Raw genomic sequence first — 17,030 nt, 5'->3', positions numbered from 1 at the left:
GGGCTTCACGTATCGCACTCGAGCACCGTCCGGCACAAGGTGCACCGCGCCCGCATCCGCCCCCGGGCAGGCAACCGGATCCGCTGCTGACACGTGGGGCAGGGGAACGACACCCGCAGCGGCTCGGCGGCCCCGCCTGACCCGCGGGAGAAGGAGTACGAAGCGCCCCCGGCGGGAGACCCCGGTCCACCGGAGCCGAGCGCATGCCGCCGGTCCTTCGCGTACCGCCGTTTTCCCGCCCACCCCGCGGCCGTCAGCGGTGGCTGCTGTTCGTCGCGCCGGGCCTGCTCGAGGCCCTTGGTGTAGGCGGTGTACGCCTGCGCGCTCGTGAACCATGTCTCCGGTGCCTCACCGAAGGCGATGGCTCGCTTGGCCAGGACGTACCCGAACTCCTCCGGCGTGAGATAGCCGAGCTTCTGGGACGAGGCGCCGTCCTCACGGTAGGCGTCCAGAAGGAGCCACCCCGCCCCCAGATACGTGGTGGCGGTGTCCGTGAGGATCTCGTTGTCGCGTGTGCCGGGGAACACCAGATCAAGCCGGTGCAGATACACGTGCATGATCTCGTGGGCGAGCGCCGCGCCGATGTCCCTGCGGTGTGTGCGGAACCGGTCGTTGAGTTCGATGAAGTACTCGGGCCCGGCGGTGAGTTCGACGTTCGCGGCGTGTTCCATCCCGCGGAAGCTGACGATCACGCGGGCGTCCGGAAGCCGCAGGTGGCGCACCAGCTCGCGGGCCACGCGCTGCACGCCCAGATGCAGGTCGTCCTGGTCGGAGAAGGCGACGTCGGCGGGGGCGACGCTGGTGCCGAAGGTGTGGACGGTGTCGTACGACAGGCGTTTGTAGAGCGCGGTGATCGCGGAGCGCACCGTGTCCAGGTGGGGGTATCCGTGCACCACCGGCCCGCCGTCCGTCATGCCGGCACCCCCTGGAGACGTCCTCAACTCGCCTCCACTGTAAGGCGGGTCCCTGTCGGCGGAACCAGGTGACGCGGGCGGTGCTGGCCGAAAACCGCCCCTTGCTCTATGCGGACACCGATCTCCATAATCCGACCCAACGCTTTGGCGGGCTCATGCCATTTCCGCCGTTGCGTGCAACCCCCCACGAAACCCCCCACGAACCCCCCACGAAGGAGTACCCGTTGAACACCAAGCTGCGTGGAGTCAAGAGAGCCGCCACCCTCGGTGCCATCGCCCTCGCCGCCGTCAGCCTCCAGCCCTTCGCCGCCTCCGCGGCCCCGCACCCGGGCCCCACCCCGGGCGAGCGCGTGGTCGGCGGCACCCCCGCCGAGCAGGGTGAATTCCCGTTCATGGTCCGTCTGTCGATGGGCTGCGGCGGCGCGCTGTACGCCCAGGACGTCGTGCTGACCGCCGCCCACTGCGTGGACGGCTCCGGTGACAACACGAGCATCACCGCCACCGGCGGTGTCGTGGACCTGGAGAGCCCCGACGCGATCAAGGTGAAGTCCACGAAGGTCCTGCAGGCGCCGGGTTACAACGGCAAGGGCAAGGACTGGGCGCTCATCAAGCTGGAGAAGCCGATCGACCAGCCCACGCTGAAGATCGCCAAGGACACCAAGTACAACGAGGGCGAGTTCGACATCGCCGGCTGGGGTGCCGACAAGGAGGGCGGCGAGCAGCAGCGTCACCTCCTCAAGGCGAAGGTGCCCTTCGTGAGCGACGCGGACTGCGAGGCCGCGTACGGCGCCGACCTCACGCCCGGTGAGGAGCTCTGCGCCGGGAAGCTGGCGGAGGGTGGCGTGGACACCTGCCAGGGTGACTCCGGCGGCCCCATGTTCCGCAAGGACGAGGCCGGTGAGTACATCCAGGTGGGCATCGTCAGCTGGGGCAACGGGTGCGCGCAGCCCAAGTTCCCCGGTGTCTACACCGAGGTGTCGACCTTCGCCGGTGACATAGAGAAGGCGGCGTCGGAACTCTGAGGTTCCCCTGGACGCGGGGTCCGACCAGTGCTGGCCGGGCCCCGCGTTCGTGTGCCCGCCCCCGGCCGCCGGGCCTGCGGAACCCCGTTAGTCCAAGACCTGCCTCCCCTTTGTCCATGGGCGCACCAGTCCCTTCCGGCGCAGGGTGACCGCACCGAATTCCGTCCCACGGAGGGGTGCCATGCAGCCGTCAGACACGTCCGGACCGAGCCGCAGAGCCGTAGTCGCCACGGGCGCGCTGGCCGGGGTGAGCGCCGCCATCGGCCTCGGGGGCACCGCGACCGCCGCGGCAGGCGAAGCCGTCCTTCGCTCCGCCGACCTGGAGGTACGCGTCGCCACCGACTTCCCCCGCGTCGTCTCGTACATGGACCGCGCCTCCAAGGCGGTCCTGCACGCACAGCCGGAGGCCGTCACCACGCTCCTGGTGGACGACGTGCCGCACACCCCGAGGGTGACCTTCGGCGGCGACGGGGACGACCGGGCCGAGTACGTCCTCGCGCTCGGCGGCGGGACCACCCTCACCGTCGAGATCGCCGTCGAGGGGCGCCAGGTGCGGTGGCGGGTGACGGAGATCGACGACACCGACGCGCTGCGCGTGGGCACGCTCCGCATCCCCGGGCTCGCCCTGCTCGCCGTACGCAGTGATCAGCCGGGCGCCACCCTGCTGGCCGCCAGGGTCCAGCTCGACAAGGCCAAGAGCGGGGACACCGAGGTCAAGCTGTCCCCGGGCACCGCCGCCGAAGCGGCCACCGGATGCGCGTACGCCGTCGTCGCGCACGACACGCTGGGCGGCGCCGTCGAGACCAACACCGTCTACGACAAGCCCACCACTGAGGCCGGGACGACCTGGGACAACGGCCGCCTCTGGCGGGAGACCGTCAGGAAGAGCGGGTACGTGGAGGCCCGGCTGACCCCCGGCCAGTGGACGTACCGCGCGGCCACCGCCGCCCTCGGCGACACCGAGCCCCTTCCGTACGCCACCGTCGTCATCACCGGCGACCGCAACGGCGACGGCAAGGTCGACTGGCAGGACGCCGCCATCGCGTTCCGCGACATCATGGTGAAGCCGCTCGGCGCGGACGAACAGCATCTGCGCGTCGTCCCGCACATTCCGTTCAACTTCGCCTCGCAGGCGACGAATCCGTTCCTGACGACCCTCGACAACGTCAAGCGGATCCATCTGGCGACGGACGGGCTGCGCCAGTACACGCTGCTCAAGGGCTATCAGTCCGAGGGCCACGACTCCGCGCACCCCGATTACGCGGGCAACTACAACACGCGTGCGGGCGGCCTCGACGACCTCAACACCCTGGTCAGGGAAGGCAAGAAGTGGAACAGCGACTTCAGTGTGCATGTGAACGCCACGGAGTCCTATCCCGTGGCGAACGCCTTCTCCGAGAAGCTCGTCGACAAGGCGAATGAACAGTGGGACTGGCTGGATCAGAGCTACCGCATCGACCAGCGCAGGGACCTGGTCTCCGGTGACATCGTCAAGCGGTTCGCCGATCTGCGGGATGAGGCAGACGGCGGGCTCAACGCCCTCTACATCGACGTGTTCCGCGAATCCGGGTGGACGTCCGACCGATTGCAGCGCGCCCTGCGCGAGCAGGGGTGGATCGTCACCAGCGAATGGGGGCACGGCTTCGAGCGCTCTTCCGTCTGGTCGCACTGGGCGACGGAACCGGATTACGGCCCCGACACATCCCGGGGCATCAACTCGCGGCTCATCCGCTTTATCCGGAACCACCAGAAGGACGTGTTCGCCGACAAATGGCCGACCCTTCTGGGCATTGCCCGCATGGGCAATTTCGAGGGGTGGGTCGGCAAGACCGACTGGTCGTATTTCTGCGATCTGATCTGGACGGACTCGCTGCCCGCGAAATATCTCCAGGCTTACCCCATCAAGACCTGGGGGGAGCACGAGATCAGTTTCTTCGGGGAGGGCGGGACGACGGTCTCCGACGCGGACGGCACCCGCCGGATCGTGACCGACGGCCGTGTCGTCTATGAAGGGGGCAGCTATTTGCTGCCCTGGGAACCCCGCAAGGCCACCGACCCCGGCAAGCTCTATCACTACAACCCCAAGGGCGGTAAGGGGAGTTGGCGGCTGCCGCGCGGCTGGTCCGGGCTCTCGAAGGTCGCGCTGTACCGGCTCACCGACCAGGGGCGGGTCTTCGTCGCCGATGTTCCGGTGCGCGGCGGCAAGGTCACCCTCGACGCCAAGGCCAAGCAGCCCTACGTCCTCTACCGCCGGCGCGCCGCCGCGTTGCCCGACCCCGGCTGGGGGCAGGCCACCCCTCTGCACGACCCCGGCTTCAACTCCGGGTCCTTGCGGGGGTGGAAGGTCTCCGGGCCCGCGTCCGTGGAGCTCAGCAAGCTCGGTGACCACGAGCTCGTCATCGCCCCGGGCGGCAAGGCAGCCGTCGGCCAGCGGCTGCGCCGCCTGAAGGCGGGAGCGTACGTCGCCTCCGTGCAGGTCGAGGTCGGGGAGAAGGCGGGCGACGAGCGCAAGGCCGTCCTGGAGGTGCGCACCGCCGACGGTGTCACCGCGGCCAACTGGACGCGGACCTCGACGGCGGGCAACTACGTGGCGGCCGACCGCAAGCACGGCACCCGCTTCCAGCGGATGTCCGTGCCCTTCACCGTCCCCGAGGGCGGCGGCCCCGCCGAGCTGACGCTGCGGGCCGACGCGGGTCACGCGCGCGTGCGCTTCGACAACGTACGGATCGTCGCCACCACGCGAGGCGGCGCCCTCGGAGAGGGCAGGCTCGTCTCCGAGGACTTCGAGCACGTGCCGCAGGGCTGGGGGCCGTTCGTGAAGGGCGACGCCGGGAACGTCACCGACCCGCGCACGCACATCGCGCAACGGCACGCCCCCTACACGCAGCGAGGCTGGAACGGCAAGGTCATCGATGACGTCATCGACGGCTCGCAGTCCCTCAAGTCACGCGGCGAGAACGCCGGGCTCGTCTACCGCACCGTCCCGCACACCGTCCGCTTCGAGGCGGGCAAGCGCTACCGCGTCTCGTTCCGGTACGAGAACGAGAAGGCGGGGCAGTACGCGTGGATCACCGCCGTCGACGAGCCCGCGGCCCGTGAGCTCGACCGCAAGGAACTGCCTGTCGCGACCGGACCCACCGTCCTGACCTACGAGTTCACCGCCCCCGCCAAGGGCGAGGCGTGGGTCGGACTGCGCAAGACCGGGGACGACGGGACCGCCGAGTTCGCGCTGGACGCCTTCGAGGTGCGAGAGGCGCGGGAGGCCTGACGCTCCGCCGGGCGGGCCGAGCCCCCGGCCCGCCCGGCGTCGAGGCCGGTGCTCACCCGCTGGCGCTCACCGGCCGGCGCTCACCGGCCGGTGCTCACCGCCCGGCGGAACCGGCCTCGGGAAGGGGTGGGAGGGGGGAGAGGGAGACCGCTCCCGCCTCGGCCGCCCCCTCCAGCTCAAGCACCCACACCTCGTTCTGCCCCTCCCGGAGCACCGCCCCGGGGACGTACAGCGAGGACTGCGGCCCCACGGACCAGTACCGGCCCAGATTGAAGCCGTTCACCCACGCGAACCCCCGTGCCCAGCCCGGCAGTTCCAGCACCGCGTCCCCGGCGCCACGGACCACCGCCGAGCCCCGGTGGAGCCCCGGGCGCCCGCCCTCGGCCCCGGTGGCAGGCACCCCCCTGACCGCCTCCGCCGAGGAGAACGCGTCGAGCCGCAGCCCCCTCGCCCGCACCCCGTGCAGGTACTGCCGCTCGTGCAGCACCCCGCCGGTGACGCCCTTCGCCTCGCCGGTCCGCGGCCCGTAGTTGACCCTCCCCAGGGACTCCACCCACAGCTCCACGCGCGCGTGCCCCGCGACGGGCTCGGCCAGAGCCGGTTCCTCCTCGGTCAGGACACCGGCCCGCACCCCGTCCACGTACACCACGGCCAGGTCCCGCAGGCCCCGCACCCGCAGTGGATAGGGCTGCCGCGGGCCCGGCACGGTCAGCGTGTACTGGACGAGGCCGCGGTCCACGTCGAGCTCTTCGAAGGTGGGCGGTACGGCGTATTCCGCGAACGGGCCGCCGAGCGCGTCCATGACGGCGGACAGCGGCGCCCACTCCGGCAGACCGACCGAGGCACGCTCCCCGAGCGCGGGCAGCGGCACGGGCGGCTCCGGCAGCGGCCCCTCCACATACGGGGCGAGCACCTCACGGAAGAGCCAGAACTTCTCCGTGGGGCGCCCGAACTCGTCGATGGGCGCGTCATAGTCGTACGAGGTGACGTCCGGCTCCAGGACACCGTCGTGCAGGGCGCCGCCGCCCCGGTTCGCCCCCGCCCACCCGGCGAAGTTCGTGCCGCCGTGCGCCATGTAGACGTTGACCGAGGCCCCGCACTCCAGGATCTCCCGCAGCGCGTCCGCGGCGTCGGCCGCGTCCCGCACGACAGGCCCGGCGCCCCAGTGGTCGAACCAGCCGCACCAGAACTCCATGCACATCAACGGCCCCTTCGGACGGTGCGCGCGCAGCGTCTCGAAGCCCGCGCGGGCCTGCGAGCCGAAGTTGGCCGTCGCCAGGACACCGGGGACGGAGCCGCCGGTCAGCATGTGGTCCTCGGGGCCGTCGGAGGTGAACAGGGGCATGGTCACGCCCTCGGCCCGCAGCAGGCCGGCGAGATGGCGGAGGTAGACCTGGTCCGAGCCGTAACTGCCGTACTCGTTCTCCACCTGCACCATGATCACGGGACCGCCCCGGTCGTGCTGACGCGGGACGACCTGCGTCAGGAGACGGCCGAACCAGCGGTCCACGTGCCCCAGATACTCCGCGTCGCGAGTACGCGCGCGCGACCCCACCGCACCCGTCAGCCAGTGCGGAAGCCCGCCGTTCTCCCACTCGGCGCAGATGTACGGTCCGGGCCGCACGATCGCCCACAGGCCCGCGTCCCGGGCGGCGTCCAGGAAACGGCCGAGCGCCTCGACGTCGCTGTACTCGCCGGGACGCGGCTCGTGCAGGTTCCACGGGACGTACGTCTCCACGCAGTTGAGCCCCATGGCACGCAGCATCGCCAGACGGTGGCCCCACTGCGCCTCATGCACCCGGAAGTAGTGCAGCGCACCGGAGAGCAGCCGAACGGGCCGCCCGTCCAGCTCGAAGTCGTCCTCGCCCACCCTGAAGCCGTTCATCTTTTCCCTGTGTCCCTCTCGCTCACATGACCCCTCCGTCACGATCACCTCTGGCGGGCGGCAGGGTCCATGGACAAAGATCTAGGCGGGTTGGACGCAGCGAGCGGGCCACGGCCCGGACGCGACCGGACGAAGGGGGCACCAGCGGATGTACCACACGTGGATGCGGTATTTCACGCCGAGCCCGGCCCACCACCGCCTCGGCCTCGCCTGCCTCGGGGTCGGCCTGCAGCACGGCCTCCTGCCGACCGTGGGCCCGCGCACCCTCGACCACCACGTGGCCGTCGTCATCAGCGCGGGCGGCGGCTGGTTCCAGAACCCCGACGGCAGGCGTACGACGGTGACGGCGCCCGCGCTGATCTGGCTCACCCCCGGAGTGCGCCACCACTACGGGCCCGACCCGGAGACCGGCTGGGACGAGTGCTTCGTCGACTTCACCGGGCCCGCCACGACGACGTACACCGAACTCGGCTACATCGAACCCGACCGGCCCGTGGTGCCGCTCTCCGACGCCACCGGGGCGCGGGCCGCCGTCGGACGCATCGCGCGCGCCGCACGGCGCGGCAATCCGCTCCTGGAGGTCGAGACGGGCGCCGCCGTCCACGAACTGCTCGTCGCGCTGCGCAGGGCCCGCGCCGACATCGCCCCCGACGGCGACCCGGTCCTCCAGGCGCTGGCCCGCGACGCCTTCCAGCCACTTTCCGTCGCGGGGCACGCGGCACGGCACGGCATGACACCCGCGGAGCTGCGCACGGCGGTGCGCAGGGGCGCGGGCTGCAGCCCCAAAGACTACCTCCTCGGCATCCGCCTGGGACGCGCCAAGGAACTCCTCGCGGCCACGGAGCTCCCGGTCGCGGCCGTCGCGCGCCGCGTCGGCTACGACGACCCCGCCTACTTCTCGCGGCTCTTCACGCGCCGCGTGGGCACGGCGCCCGTGCGCTTCCGTGAGCAGCAGGGACGCGCGGTACCCGGCGGCTGGTCGCAGCAGATTCCCGACCCGGACCACCCGCCGATTCTGCGCTCTTCCGCCGTCGGTGGCGAAGGACAGGCAACGTAGGCTCGTGGACCATGACCACCAGCCACACAAGTGACGCGAACGGCACCGGGGCCGCGGACGAGGCCGTGCGCGCCGAGCTGTCCCGCCTGCGCGACAGCATCGACAACATCGACGCCGCCGTCGTCCACATGCTCGCCGAGCGCTTCAAGTGCACCCAGCAGGTCGGCCACCTGAAGGCCAACCACCACCTTCCGCCCGCCGACCCGGACCGCGAGGCCCGGCAGATCGCCCGGCTCCGCGAGCTCGCGGAGAGCGCGAAGCTGGATCCGGCGTTCGCCGAGAAGCTGCTCAACTTCATCATCGCGGAGGTCATCCGCCACCACGAGACGATCGCCAAGTCGTCGTGAAGCGGACCACCGGGACTGCTTGTCGGTGACATCAGGCAGCATGGAGCCATGCCCGTACTGACGCGCGACGAAGCGCAGACCCGAGCCCGGCTCATCGACGTCCAGCGGTACACGGTCGAGCTCGACCTGACCCGGGGAGCCGAGACCTTCGACTCCCGCACCGTCATCCGGTTCACGGTGCTCGGGGAGTCCGCCGGCGGCCCCGCGGCCACGGCGGACACCTTCGTCGAGCTGAAGCCCGCCGAGCTGCGCTCCGTGACCCTGGACGGGCGGGCCCTCGACCCCGGGGGCCTCGTCGAGAACCGGCTCGCGCTCACCGGGCTCACCCCGGGCGAGCACGAGCTGCGCGTCGACGCGGCCATGCGGTACTCGCACACGGGCGAGGGCATGCACCGCTTCACCGACCCCACGGACGGCGAGACGTACACGTACACGCAGCTCTTCATGGAGGACGTGCAGCGGGTCTTCGCCGCCTTCGACCAGCCCGACCTGAAGTCCGTCTTCGAACTGACCGTCACCGCCCCGGAAGGCTGGACGGTCCTGGCGAACGGCGTCACCGAGCACCTCGGCGACGGGACGTGGCGCGCGGCGGCCACCCCGCTGATCTCCACGTACCTCGTCGCGGTCGCCGCGGGGCCCTGGCACTCGGTCCGCACCGAGCACCGCGGGCTGCCCTTCGGCATCCACTGCCGCCGCTCGCTCGCCCCCTTCCTGGAGGCCGACGCCGACGAGATCCTCGACGTCACGCGCGCGTGCTACGACCGGTACCACGAGAAGTTCGAGGAGCCCTACCCCTTCGACTCGTACGACCAGGCGTTCGTCCCGGAGTTCAACGCGGGCGCGATGGAGAACCCCGGACTCGTCACCTTTCGCGACGAGTTCATCTACCGCTCCGCCGTCACCGAGACCGAGCGGCAGACCCGCGCCATGGTCATCGCCCACGAGATGGCCCACATGTGGTTCGGCGACCTCGTCACCCTGCGGTGGTGGGACGACATCTGGCTGAACGAGTCCTTCGCCGAGTACATGGGCTTCCAGACCACCGCCGAGGCCACCAGCTTCGCGGACACCTGGACGGACTTCGGCGTCGCCCGCAAGGCCTGGGGGTACGACGCCGACCAGCGTCCCTCCACGCACCCCGTCGCCCCCGACCCGGACGCCGTGCCCGACACCGCGTCCGCGATGCTCAACTTCGACGGCATCTCGTACGCCAAGGGCGCCTCCGCCCTGCGCCAACTCGTCGCCTGGCTCGGCGAGAAGGACTTCCTCGCCGGCATCAACACCCACATCGCCCGGCACAAGTTCTCCAACGCCACCCTCGCCGACTTCATCGAGTCCCTCGCGCACAACACCGACCGCGACGTGCACGGCTGGGCCGACGCCTGGCTGCGCACCACCGGCGTCGACACGCTCACCTCCACGGTCACGCACGACGCCCGGGAGTGGACCCTGTCCGTCGACCGCGACGGCAGCCGCCCCCACCGCGTCGCCGTCGGCGTGTACGACCGCGACCTCACCGACCCCCAGGGCCTGGTGCTGCGCGAGCGGTACGAGCGGGACGTCCCCCACACCGGGGCCACCGCGCCGCGTGACGGCGGGCGCCCCGCCCTGATCGTCCCCAACGACCAGGACCTCACGTACGCCAAGATCCGCCTCGACGAGCACTCCATGGAGACGGCCCTGCGCAGCCTCTCCCGCGTCCCGGACGCGCTCACCCGCGCCGTCCTGTGGAACAGCCTGCGCGACATGGTGCGCGACGGCGAACTCGACGGCATGGCCTACCTGGAGACGGCCCGCGCCCATCTGCCCGACGAGACCGACCTCGCCCTCGTCCAGGGCGTCCTGGCCTTCGCCTCCACCTATGTCGCGGACCGCTTCCTGCCCCCGGCGCTGCGACCGGTCGCCCTCACCACGCTCACCGAGCTGTGCCGCGACCTGATCCGGCGCACGGAGGACGGCTCCCACGCGGGCCTGCGGCTCACCGCCGTGCGCGGCCTCATCGACGTGGCGTCGCGGCCCGACCCGCTTCAGGAGTGGCTCTCCGAGGGCACCGTCCCCGGCGGGCCCGAACTCGACCCGGAGCTGCGCTGGCGTGTCCTGACCCGCCTCGCCGTCCTCGGTGCCGCCGACGAGTCCGCGATCGCCGCCGAGCTGGAGCGTGACCCCAGCGCCACCGGGCAGGAGGGCGCGGCCCGCTGCCGTGCCGCGCTGCCCGACCCGGAGGCCAAGCGCCGCGCCTGGGAGGCGATGTTCGCCTCCGACGACCTCTCCAACTACCTCCTCACCGCCACCGCCCAGGGCTTCTGGCAGCCCGAACAGGCCGATCTCGTACGGGAGTACGTCCCCCGCTACTTCACGGACGCGGTCACCCTCGCGGCCCGCCGCGGCCCCGCCATCGCCGACGTAGCGGGCCGCTGGGCCTTCCCCGCCTCGTCGGTAAACCCCGAAACACTCCGCCTGGGCAAGGAAACCCTCCACAACGCCAACCCCATCCCCGCCCTACGCCGCAAACTGACGGACCAACTAGACGACCTGGCAAGGGCGTTGCGAGTACGGGAGGCGAACCAGGCGCCCCGATAGGGATGCGGGGAACGGCGCACCAAGCCACGTCGCACCCGCAGGTCTGAGACAGCACCCGCGCCCCGACAGGGGCGCGGGGAACGGCGCGCCCAGCCACAACGCTCCCGCAGGGGCAGACCTCCGCTGACCCGCGGAGCCCGCGGGACCCCGCGGGGTCAGTACACCGCAGACCCGCGGAGCGCCTAGCATCCCCGCCCGCGCCGACACGCTGTCTCCCCGCAGCAGTACCACTTTCGGGTTTGGATCGTTGAGCTCTTCGGGCGTGCCGTCCGCTCGGCGGACAGGCTGGTTGTCCCCGCCCGCGCGCACCCGAAGGACGTCGCCCATGAGCACTCCGCCGCCCCTCGCCGGAGGAGCCCGAGGCCCGGACGCGTTGCGGCCGTTGCTCACCGCCGCCCTGGACGCCCTGCGCACCGGGGCGACGGCCCGCGGCGGCCCGCTCCCGGCAGGCGGCCCCACCGCGGTCGCGGCCAGGGTGCGCGAGGTCGCGGGCGAGATCCTGCCCGCCCGCGGCGAGGGCGAGGAAGCGGCCCTGCGTACGCTCGTCCACGCCCTTGCCGAAGGCGCCGCCGACCCCGCCGACGCCCTCTGCGCCGCTCACCTGCACTGCCCGCCCCTCGCGGTGGCCGTCGCCGCCGATCTCGCCGCGTCCGCGCTCAACCCCTCGATGGACTCCTGGGACCAAGCTCCCGCCGCCTCCGAGATCGAGGCCCTGGTCACCCGCGCCCTCACCACGGAGGTCTACGGCAGCGGCGTCCACGAAACCGGCGGGGGAGACGCCCTCGTCACCACCGGCGGCACTGAAGCCAACCAGCTCGCCCTGCTCCTGGCCCGCGAACGCACCGCCACGCACGGCCCCGTCCAACTGGTCGTCGGCGAGAACGCCCACCACTCGCTCGCCCGCGCCGCCTGGCTGCTCGGCATGCCGGAACCGGTCACCGTGCCCGCCCCCGCCGGAGTCCTCGACCCGGCCGCGCTCGACGAGGCCCTGGCCCAACTCGCCTGCCCGCCCGGCTCGTTCCTCGTCGCCGCCACCGCGGGCACCACCGACGCAGGGCTCATCGACCCCCTCGACCAGATCGCCGGCCTCTGTGCCGCTCACGGCGCCCGCCTGCACATCGACGCGGCGTACGGCGGTCCGCTCCTCTTCAGCGACGTACGCAGAGGACTGCTGAACGGCATGGAGCGCGCCGACAGCATCACCTTCGACCTGCACAAGCTCGGCTGGCAGCCCGTCGCCGCCGGGCTGCTCCTGGTCCGTGACGGCCGCGACCTCGCAGCACTCGGCCACCACGCCGACTACCTCAACGCGGACGACGACACCGAAGCGGGCCTGCCCGACCTCCTCGGCCGCTCCCTGCGCACCACACGCAGGCCCGACGTACTGAAACTCGCCGTCACGCTCAAGGCCCTCGGGCGGGAGGGGATCGGCGCCCTCGTCGACCAAGTCTGCCTCCAGGCACAGGAGTTCGCCGGTCTCGTCGCGGCGCACCCCGGCTTCGAGCTGTACGACCGGCCCGTCATCAGCACGGTCCTGTTCCGGCCCGTCGGCGCCGACGACGACCACATCGCGTACGTCCGGCGCGAACTCCTCGTCCAGGGCCGTGCCGTGCTCGGGCGGGCCGGCATCGACGGACGCCGCTGGCTCAAGGCCACCCTGCTCAACCCGCACACCCGGCCCGGCGACCTCGCCGAGCTCCTGAAGCTCGTGGAAGGAACCACCCCCCGATGACCGGCCAGAACGACAAGCCCGCCCCGCCGCTCACCACCCCCGAGGAACCCCGGGACCTGGTCGGCATCGGCATCGGCCCCTTCAACCTCTCCCTCGCCGCCCTCGCCCAGCCGCTCGCCCGACTCGACGCCGCCTTCTACGAACAGCGGCCCGGCTTCCACTGGCACCCGGGGCTCCTCATCGACGGCGCCAGCCTCCAAGTGCCGTTCCTCGCCGACCTGGTGACCCTCGCCGACCCGGCCAACCCCTGGTCCTTCCTCAGCTACCTCAAGACCCGCGAGCGGCTCTTCCCCTTCTACTTCGCCGAGCGGTTCCACATCCAGCGCGCCGAGTACGACGCGTACTGCCGCTGGGTGAGCGAGAACCTCCCCGCGCTGCACTTCGGCCACCAGGTCGACGCGGTGCGCTGGAACGCCGAACGGGACCTCTTCGAGGTCGACTTCACGCAGCTCGACGCCGACGGCGAGGCCGAGGCGCTCGGCCGGACGTACACGAAGAACATCGCCGTCGGCGTCGGCACCGCGCCCTACATCCCCGAGCCCCTGAAGCCGCTGGCCGACGCCCCCGCCGTGCCGGTGATCCACTCCGCGGACTATCTCCTGCACCGCGACCGGCTGCTCGCCGCCGACCACATCACCGTCATCGGCTCGGGCCAGTCCGGCGCGGAGGTCTTCCTCGACCTGCTCAAGCACCGCCCGACCGGCGCCGAGAAGATCCACTGGCTCGCGCGCACCGAGGCCTTCGCGCCCATGGAGTACTCCAAGCTCGGCCTGGAACACTTCACCCCGGACTACACCCGCTACTTCCACTCCCTGCCCGAAGCCGTGCGCGACGGACTCGTCCCCCAGCAGTGGCAGCTCCACAAGGGCATCGACGCCGACACCATCGCGGCCATCCACGACGAGCTCTACCGGCGCACCCTGCACGGCGGCTGGCCCGACGCCGTGCTCACCCCGGGCGTCTCCGTGCGCACCGCGGGCCGCGTCGCCACCACCCGCGTCGAGCTCCACCTGGAACACCTCCAGCAGGGCACCCGCTCCCGCCTCACCACGGACGCGGTCGTGCTCGCCACCGGCTACCGCGAGCGCCCCCTGGACCAGCTCCTCGCGGGCCTCGACCCGTACATGCGCCGGGACTCCGCCGAACGCCCCCGCATCGACGAGCAGTACCGCCTCGTCCTCGACCCCTCCGTCACCGGCACCGGCAGCAACGTCTACGTACAGAACGCCGAGCGCCACACCCACGGCGTCGGCGCCCCCGACCTGGGACTCGCCGCCTGGCGCAGCGCCACCATCCTCAACACCCTGATGGAGGAGGCCCCTTACCCGCTCCCGCAGCGCACCGCGTTCACCAGCTTCGGCCTCCAGGACACCCAGGCCCGCCGCGCCACCGGCCTGATCGGCGAGCAGCGCGGCAACCTCGTACGCCTGAAGAACTGACGGGGATCAAAAGAGGGGATCAGAACACCGGAGTGCCGTCCCGGGTCAGCTTCCAGTCCACCGACGCGAACTGGGCCGGGTCGACCGTCCCCTTGGCCTGCACCCACTGGATGATCGTGTTGCGGATCTCGTCGGAGTTCGCCCACAGCTGCTTGGCGCCCGCCACATGCGGGAAGTTGCCGCCGCCGCTGGCCCGGTAGTTGTTGACCGCGAGCACGAACTCGGCCTTCGGGTCGAGTTCCTTGCCCTCGAAGCTCAGCTTCGCGATACGGGAACCCACCGGCTTGGCGATGTCGATCTCGTACGTCACGCCGTACAGCGCGTCGTAGTTGTAGTCCGGGGTGTTGTCCGCGTTCGTCAGCTTCGCCGGGTCCACCGGAGCGCCGGCCGCCGTCCGGACGTAGTAGCGCGCCGAGTACTCCAGGTACTCCTTGAGCTGGGCGCCCGTGAGGAGGCGCGCCTCAAGGGTGTTCTCGAACGGGTAGAGCCCCGCCGCGTCCTTGATCGTCACCTCGCCCGCCGGGATGCCCGCCGTACGCGAGAAGCACGAGGCCTGCGAGAGCACGGGGAGCGCCGCGTACTGGCCGCCCTTGAGGGCCTCCTTGACCGTCTCCGCCTGGACATGGCTGATCAGGTCGATGATCGCGACATCCTTGTACGGGCCCTCGGCCGTGCTCATCGCCTGCGTCGACGTACCGATGACCTGGTTGACGTACGCGACGACCTTCTTGTGCTCGTCGGCGAGCAACCGGGTGATCTTTCGATCCTCCTTCACCGTGTTGGAGTTGAGGACCTGCGCCCCGACCTTCTCCACCGTCCAGCGGCCCTTGGCCCACACCAGGTCGAAGTCGAAGAGGGTGAGGCGCTGGCCCCACTTCAGCGGCTCGGACAGGACGACCTTCTTGCCGGTCTCCTTGTTCTGGACGAAGTACTCGGGGATCTCCGTGTGCGCGTGCCCGACCAGGATCGCGTCGATGCCGGGCACCTGCTCGGCCACCAGACCGGCCGCGTTCTCGATGTGCGGGAGCTGGTCACCGTACGAGGACGTGCCGCTGGAACCGGAGTGCGCCGAGACGATCACGACGTCGGCGCCCATCGAGCGCAGCTTCGGCACCCACTTCGCCGCCTGCTCCTCCAGGCCCGGGAACGTCATCTTGCCCTGCACGTTCGCCTTGTCCCAGATCGCGATGCCGGGGTTGGTCAGGCCGAGGACCGCCACCTTCACGTCACGGCCGTGCGGGGTGCGCAGGCGCCTCATGAAGTACGGCGGGAAAGCGGGCTTCTGGGTCTTCGCGTCGAGGGCGTTGGCGCCGAGCAGCGGGAAGTCGCACTGCTCCTCGAACTTCCGCAGCACGGGAATGCCGTAATTGAACTCGTGATTCCCGAGCGCCGCGGCGTCGTATCCGATGCTGTTCATCGCCTGTGCCATCGGGTGGACAGGGCCATGCTTGGCGGTGATCGGGTCGATCTTGGCGTAGTAGTACGAGAGCTGCGTGCCCTGAATGGTGTCGCCCGCGTCGATGAGGAGCGTGTTGCGGCGCCCTCTCTCCTCGCGGATCTCGTTCACGAGGGTGGAGATCTTCGCCAGGCCCACGTCGTTGTGGTCCTTGTCGTCGAATTCCTTGTCCGTGAAATAGTCCCAGTTGAAGACATTGCCGTGCAGGTCCGTCGTGCCCATCACGGTGAACGAATAGCGCTTCTTCCGCTGGGCGGGCTTCCCGGGCGCCTGCGCCGACGCGGAGGGGGCGGCGGCCATTCCGCCCGCGAGTGCCACGCCCGTGGCGGCGGCGGACCTGCCCAGGAACTTCCGGCGGTTCAGCGGCATTTCGTACTCTCCTTGGACCCAGGGACGATCGGTGTAACGCGCGTAGATAACGCGCGTAGATTCTGACCCCGACCACCCCACCGGCAACAGACCCCGCAGGTTTCGATCCGATGACTGTCCGGTGCCGTGTCCTTTGACTGTCCGCCGCCGCCCCCCAGTGCGAGAGTGGCCGCATGGACGAGACCACCCCCACTCCGGCCCCCTACGGCACCCCCGGCGCCCCGCGCCTGGCCGTGAAGGGCGAGGCACACCTCGAAGTCGACCCCGAGATCGCCCGCATCGGCATCACCGTCAGCGCGCGCGGCACCGACCGGCGCGAGGCCCTCAACGACCTGACGCGCCGCAACGCAGGCGTCATCGACCTCGTGAAGACGTACGGCGAATCCGTCGAGACGCTGGAGACCGGCGCCTTCTCCATCAGCCCCGAACTGACCAAGCACGGCCGCGGCGAACGCGTGCGCGCCTATCACGGCCGGGTCCACGTCACCGCCGAACTCAGCGACTTCACCGCGCTCGGCGAACTCACCACCCGCCTCGCCGACCTCGAACTGACCCGCGTCGACGGCCCCTACTGGGCGCTGCGCCCCGACTCGCCCACCCACCGCGAGGCCCGCCAGCAGGCGGTCAGGGAAGCGGTGCAGCGCGGCAGGGAGTACGCCGAGGCGCTGGGGACCACGCTCGCCGCCCTCGTCGAACTCGCCGACATCGGCGCCGAGAACGCCCAGCCGTTCGGCTACGGCGGCCCCACGCCCGCGATGCGCACCGTCGCGTACGGAGGCGCCGCCGACATGGTCCAGGAAGCGGCCCCCCTCGACCTCGAACCCCAGCGGCAACACGTCTACGCACAAGTCAACGCGCGCTTCACGATGACACCCCCGCGGCTGTAGTCACGAAGTGGCTTTACGTGGCGGGGCGCCCGGTAAATCGCTCATCAGAGCAGCGCCCCGCACAATTCAACACT

Annotated in this window: 11 protein-coding genes; 8 read left to right on the top strand and 3 right to left on the bottom strand. The window is 71.0% G+C overall.

The window, feature by feature from the left end; translation table 11 throughout:
* Positions 1-5: 5 nt before the first annotated feature.
* Positions 6-914, bottom strand: coding sequence for a hypothetical protein (locus ACWFRU_RS00530; RefSeq protein ID WP_453683566.1), 909 nt, complete (start codon positions 912-914; stop codon positions 6-8).
* 224 nt (positions 915-1,138) lie between these two features.
* On the opposite strand from ACWFRU_RS00530, the gene ACWFRU_RS00525 reads away from it, so the two are divergent.
* Both ACWFRU_RS00525 and ACWFRU_RS00520 read left to right on the top strand, forming a co-directional pair.
* Positions 1,139-1,936, top strand: coding sequence for a S1 family peptidase (locus ACWFRU_RS00525; protein WP_453683565.1), 798 nt, complete (start codon positions 1,139-1,141; stop codon positions 1,934-1,936).
* Between the two features lie 181 nt (positions 1,937-2,117).
* Positions 2,118-5,204: an endo-alpha-N-acetylgalactosaminidase family protein gene (locus tag ACWFRU_RS00520; RefSeq protein ID WP_453683564.1), complete on the top strand. Its 3,087-nt coding sequence runs from the start codon at positions 2,118-2,120 to the stop codon at positions 5,202-5,204.
* A gap of 94 nt (positions 5,205-5,298) precedes the next feature.
* On the opposite strand, the gene ACWFRU_RS00515 is transcribed toward ACWFRU_RS00520, so the two are convergent.
* Positions 5,299-7,089, bottom strand: a complete 1,791-nt coding sequence (locus tag ACWFRU_RS00515) for a glycoside hydrolase family 35 protein (protein ID WP_453683563.1) — start codon at positions 7,087-7,089, stop codon at positions 5,299-5,301.
* 148 nt (positions 7,090-7,237) lie between these two features.
* Here ACWFRU_RS00515 and ACWFRU_RS00510 point away from each other — a divergent pair, with 148 nt between their 5' ends.
* The 5 genes from ACWFRU_RS00510 (at position 7,238) to ACWFRU_RS00490 (ending at position 14,244) form a co-directional block, all read left to right on the top strand.
* The gene (locus ACWFRU_RS00510; protein WP_453683562.1) at positions 7,238-8,146 is read left to right on the top strand and encodes a helix-turn-helix domain-containing protein; all 909 of its coding nucleotides are present in this window, start codon (positions 7,238-7,240) and stop codon (positions 8,144-8,146) included.
* A gap of 11 nt (positions 8,147-8,157) precedes the next feature.
* Positions 8,158-8,493, top strand: coding sequence for a chorismate mutase (locus ACWFRU_RS00505; RefSeq protein WP_453683561.1), 336 nt, complete (start codon positions 8,158-8,160; stop codon positions 8,491-8,493).
* Between the two features lie 48 nt (positions 8,494-8,541).
* A complete protein-coding gene (gene pepN / locus ACWFRU_RS00500) occupies positions 8,542-11,073 on the top strand; it encodes an aminopeptidase N (RefSeq protein WP_453683560.1) in 2,532 nt (843 codons plus the stop codon).
* A gap of 325 nt (positions 11,074-11,398) precedes the next feature.
* Complete coding sequence (locus ACWFRU_RS00495) at positions 11,399-12,805, top strand: pyridoxal phosphate-dependent decarboxylase family protein (RefSeq protein ID WP_453683559.1); 1,407 nt, start codon at positions 11,399-11,401, stop codon at positions 12,803-12,805.
* Complete coding sequence (locus tag ACWFRU_RS00490) at positions 12,802-14,244, top strand: lysine N(6)-hydroxylase/L-ornithine N(5)-oxygenase family protein (protein ID WP_453683558.1); 1,443 nt, start codon at positions 12,802-12,804, stop codon at positions 14,242-14,244. The genes ACWFRU_RS00495 and ACWFRU_RS00490 overlap by 4 nt, the downstream gene beginning before the upstream one ends.
* Before the next feature lie 19 nt (positions 14,245-14,263).
* Here ACWFRU_RS00490 and ACWFRU_RS00485 read toward each other — a convergent pair whose 3' ends face one another.
* Positions 14,264-16,069, bottom strand: a complete 1,806-nt coding sequence (locus ACWFRU_RS00485) for a bifunctional metallophosphatase/5'-nucleotidase (protein ID WP_453683557.1) — start codon at positions 16,067-16,069, stop codon at positions 14,264-14,266.
* Between the two features lie 173 nt (positions 16,070-16,242).
* Here ACWFRU_RS00485 and ACWFRU_RS00480 point away from each other — a divergent pair, with 173 nt between their 5' ends.
* A complete protein-coding gene (locus ACWFRU_RS00480; RefSeq protein ID WP_453683556.1) occupies positions 16,243-16,956 on the top strand; it encodes an SIMPL domain-containing protein in 714 nt (237 codons plus the stop codon).
* Positions 16,957-17,030: the final 74 nt, after the last annotated feature.

This window comes from Streptomyces sp. NPDC055099 (assembly GCF_053607685.1).
The sequence above is the reverse complement of the archived record's forward strand: the minus strand, read 5'-3'. Positions and strand labels throughout refer to the sequence as shown.

Coding starts and splice junctions, on each gene's coding strand:
- ACWFRU_RS00530 (WP_453683566.1), bottom strand. CDS start 914: ATGACGGACGGCGGGCCGGTGGTGCACGGATACCCCCACCTGGACACG.
- ACWFRU_RS00520 (WP_453683564.1), top strand. CDS start 2,118: ATGCAGCCGTCAGACACGTCCGGACCGAGCCGCAGAGCCGTAGTCGCC.
- ACWFRU_RS00515 (WP_453683563.1), bottom strand. CDS start 7,089: ATGAACGGCTTCAGGGTGGGCGAGGACGACTTCGAGCTGGACGGGCGG.
- ACWFRU_RS00510 (WP_453683562.1), top strand. CDS start 7,238: ATGTACCACACGTGGATGCGGTATTTCACGCCGAGCCCGGCCCACCAC.
- ACWFRU_RS00505 (WP_453683561.1), top strand. CDS start 8,158: ATGACCACCAGCCACACAAGTGACGCGAACGGCACCGGGGCCGCGGAC.
- pepN (WP_453683560.1), top strand. CDS start 8,542: ATGCCCGTACTGACGCGCGACGAAGCGCAGACCCGAGCCCGGCTCATC.
- ACWFRU_RS00495 (WP_453683559.1), top strand. CDS start 11,399: ATGAGCACTCCGCCGCCCCTCGCCGGAGGAGCCCGAGGCCCGGACGCG.
- ACWFRU_RS00490 (WP_453683558.1), top strand. CDS start 12,802: ATGACCGGCCAGAACGACAAGCCCGCCCCGCCGCTCACCACCCCCGAG.
- ACWFRU_RS00485 (WP_453683557.1), bottom strand. CDS start 16,069: ATGCCGCTGAACCGCCGGAAGTTCCTGGGCAGGTCCGCCGCCGCCACG.
- ACWFRU_RS00480 (WP_453683556.1), top strand. CDS start 16,243: ATGGACGAGACCACCCCCACTCCGGCCCCCTACGGCACCCCCGGCGCC.